The organism is Spirochaetota bacterium (assembly GCA_026414805.1).
In the GTDB taxonomy this organism is placed as follows: Bacteria; Spirochaetota; UBA4802; order UBA4802; family UB4802; genus UBA4802.
The window spans coordinates 12,343-15,113 of record JAOAIH010000072.1; the positions used below are offsets into that span (position 1 = coordinate 12,343).

Genomic DNA, 2,771 nt, shown 5'->3' on the forward strand with positions numbered 1-2,771 from the left:
TCATAATCTTTATGGTTATAATTATATAAGCAGGCTGATTGTCAAACCTTTTTTATAACAACAATCGTTAAAAAGGTGATAGTTTTAATGCTCAAAGGAGTCATCTTAATTTATTATAACTGTATATACAATTTAGACCACAAGGTTATGTGTACATATCATTTGCACATACATTATGTTAATTTCAGTCAATCAATAAAATATACCAATCGGTATATTTTATTTTAAAAAAATTTCTATAAATCTCTAATTAGCTGCTTAATGTGATCTACAGCTAAACGTATATGCTTTTTATCTCCAGTAGTTTTTGACATTAAAATGCCTCCTTCAATGATAGCTATGAAAAGGGTTGAAAAACGGTCTGCATCAGCATCTTTGGAAATTTCACCATCTGTTTGCCCTTTGCGTATAATTTTTATAAGATTCTCTTTCCAGTAATTAATAAATGACTGTACTCTTTTTTTTAAAACAGGATGAGTGTCGTCAGCATCAACAGCACTATTAAGCACCGGGCAACCACCCTTTTGTGCAATAATGTTAAAATTTTCAACATAGAATTCTGCAAATGCAGTTAGTTTTTCCTTAGCGGTTGGACATTTCTTTACTTTTTGATTGATCGCATCGCGAATCTGGTTAAAATTATACGTCAAAGCCGCAAGGGCAATCTCATCCTTATCGCTGAAATTTCCATAGATAGCACCTTTGGTCATACCCAATGCTTGTGTTATGTCCGAGAGAGATGTCCCCAAATATCCACGCATATTAAAAATTGGTGCTGCTTTTTCTATTATAAGCTTTCTTGTTCTTTCAGATTTGCTCATATTTTTTGCTCATATTATATTACACAATTAAAGCTCCCCGTTCCTTAAGCAATTCCTTAAGCAAGGACCTGTGACACCATTTTTCATCTTTGCAATAGCACCCTACTGAAAAATTGGTGTGGTGCGATAACGCAGCCAGCAAATCAAGAAGTCTTGAGTTGTCGGGCTTTTTCATCTGCGCCTTATATTTCCTTGCAAATAAATTCCAATCTTTCAAATCCTTGACATTTTGACCTATTTTTAATAGATCATCAGTGGGTGCAAGTTGAGGAAGCCATACATCAAAGTAATTGCTGCTAGCAAGCTGGCTCTTTGGAACACCTCGTGGCAGCCGTCGCACGGTTCCTATTCGCAACCCCTCAGATTCTATTCGCGGGCTTCCCAATTGCACTATACGTATAGCCACAGCAATAAAGCCTCCTGTATTATTAAATACGATCTATTGTTGAGCTTTATACGATAGTTATGATTATATACCGATCGGTATATAATATGTCAAGCGATTTATCTATATATCTATTCCTTTAAAAACTTTATCACAGTCAATTACTAGTCCTTCAAGAACTGTGCTTTCAAACGTTTCACCTTTACGATAATGCAAAGGCTTTTCAAATATACCGCTTTCCCCAAGCCTAAAAACATTTATATAAAATGCTTCGGGATTGACAATCCAGTATTCTTTCACACCGTGGCGCTGGTACAGCTTCAATTTTTCAGTTTCATCTTTATAAGCAGTGGATTCTGAAATAACTTCAATAACAAGATCTGGTGCTCCAATAATTCCGCGCTTTTCTATTTTGTTTTTATCGCATACCACCACTATATCAGGTTGCACCACTGTAAAAATGTTTTCATCAGAATCGCTGCCACTTTCTGGCAACCGTACATCAACAGGGGAAATAAACACTTTGCAACTTTTTTCTTCAAGATAATCTGCAATAATACGTCCAATGTTTAATACAATGTTCTGATGAGTTATATCTGGTGCGGGTGTCATATCATAAGCTATTCCATCAATAAGCTCCCAACGCTGTTCTGCTGGCCAGGTGAGGTAATCTGCATAGGTATATTTACTGTCCTGTTTTTGCTTGGGTACTGGCATTACATTTTCCTATTCTTTTTGTTACTGCTTTCTATAAAATATACTGAATATAATGTTTCTGTCAACTTTAAATGTAAGGTAATTTTCAACTCATGCAATATACGTATGCTCTCTTTCCCTCTGCGTACTCTGTGTCCTCTGCGTGATATTTTTTTCTTCACGCAGAGCGCGCCGAGTTTAGGAAGATTTGAAAAGCTACTTTCCCCTTCCTCTCCTCTGCGTACTCTGCGATCTCTGCGTGATATTTTTTACCCTCACGCATAGTGCGCTGAGAAACGCGGGGGTGTGGAATTTTGGAAAGCTCTCTCCCCACTCCTTTTCTCTGCGTACTCTGCGTTCCCTGCGTGATATTTTTTTCTTCACGCAGAGTGCGCTGAGTTTAGGAAGATTGGAAAAGCTACTATCCCCTTCCTCTCCTCTGCGTACTCTGCGATCTCTGCGTGATATTTTTTACCCTCACGCATAGGTTGCTGAGATGAACAATAATCAAATCAGTGTACCACAATTGCGTGAGCGCCAACTGAAGATATTTCAGTTGCATCGGTCCCTGCTTGCGATGGAACCGATAAATCAACCCGCACACCATTTTTCCAATAGCAGGGCTGAACATACGTGCCTGAATTATCACTCTTGTCCTTTTCAATGTTTCCGGCAACATAGACATCATTATTATACACAAATACTGAAAATGCAGCACAGTCGCTGCCATCCTCAGGAGCATATAAGATTGGATTATTTGAATCTACCCACAAAGCAGCGCGAGCATATTTTGATCCAGAATTATCAATTTGATAAAAACCAGCGATATACCTTTGCCCATTATAAACATAGATCCCATAGGCTGTCTC

General features: G+C 37.9%; 4 protein-coding genes. All 4 read right to left on the minus strand.

Annotated elements, in window-relative coordinates:
• Window positions 1-236: 236 nt before the first annotated feature.
• Window positions 237-821, minus strand: a complete 585-nt coding sequence (locus N3F66_12595; protein MCX8124983.1) for a TetR/AcrR family transcriptional regulator — start codon at window positions 819-821, stop codon at window positions 237-239.
• Between the two features lie 19 nt (window positions 822-840).
• Window positions 841-1,227: a DUF488 family protein gene (locus N3F66_12600; GenBank protein MCX8124984.1), complete on the minus strand. Its 387-nt coding sequence runs from the start codon at window positions 1,225-1,227 to the stop codon at window positions 841-843.
• A gap of 102 nt (window positions 1,228-1,329) precedes the next feature.
• Window positions 1,330-1,923, minus strand: a complete 594-nt coding sequence (locus N3F66_12605; protein MCX8124985.1) for a Uma2 family endonuclease — start codon at window positions 1,921-1,923, stop codon at window positions 1,330-1,332.
• A gap of 491 nt (window positions 1,924-2,414) precedes the next feature.
• A partial coding sequence (locus N3F66_12610) for a hypothetical protein (protein MCX8124986.1) occupies window positions 2,415-2,771 on the minus strand: 357 nt, incomplete at its 5' end.